This window comes from Bartonella sp. MR168JLCBS, assembly GCF_042194175.1.
Window position 1 is genome coordinate 1 of the sequence record NZ_JBHIMP010000258.1, and the last position, 833, is coordinate 833.

The 833-nt window shown below is 37.3% G+C and carries 1 protein-coding gene; it reads left to right on the forward strand.

The window, feature by feature from the left end:
- On the forward strand, positions 1–833 hold an 833-nt coding region (locus tag ACFIK8_RS10720; protein WP_375669417.1), incomplete at both ends, for an FAD-dependent oxidoreductase.

Sequence of the window (833 nt, forward strand, 5' to 3'; positions counted from 1 at the left end):
TTTTTCTCTTTTAACAGAAAAAATTGAACAACCTCAAATTGAATGTGCCATAACACGTACAAATACACAAACACATCAGATTATCCGTGAAAATATTCACCGCTCTGCTTTATATTCTGGAATGATTGAGGGATTAGGACCACGTTATTGCCCTTCAGTCGAAGATAAAATTGTTAAATTTGGAGAACGTGATGGGCATCAGATTTTTCTGGAACCAGAAGGGTTAAATGATGATACTATTTATCCAAATGGTCTTTCTACCTCTCTTCCTGAGGATGTACAAGTTGCTTTATTAAGAACAATTGAAGGGTTAGAAAGTGTTAAAATTTTACAACCTGGTTATGCTATTGAATATGATTTTGTTAATCCACAACAATTGACAAAAACTTTAGAGTTACGCTCTTTACCAGGATTGTTTTTAGCAGGCCAAATTAATGGTACAACAGGATATGAAGAAGCTGCAGCACAGGGTCTTCTAGCTGGGTTAAATGCTGCACGTAAAGTGGGGGGATTAAACGAGATCATTATAAGTCGTTCTACAGCTTATATTGGCGTGATGGTCGATGATTTGGTTTCACGTGGAGTTAGTGAACCTTATAGAATGTTTACATCACGTGCTGAATTTCGTTTGTCTTTGAGATCTGATAATGCTGATGCTCGTTTAACACCTTTGGCACAGCAATGGGGTATTGTGAGTCAAAAACGTTGGGACTTTTATCAACAAAAACAGCAACGTCTTGATCAAGCACGATCAATATGTCAAAAACTTTTTCTAACGCCTAATCAGGCATCTTCTCATGGATTGCAAGTGAATCACGATGGGATTCGACGTT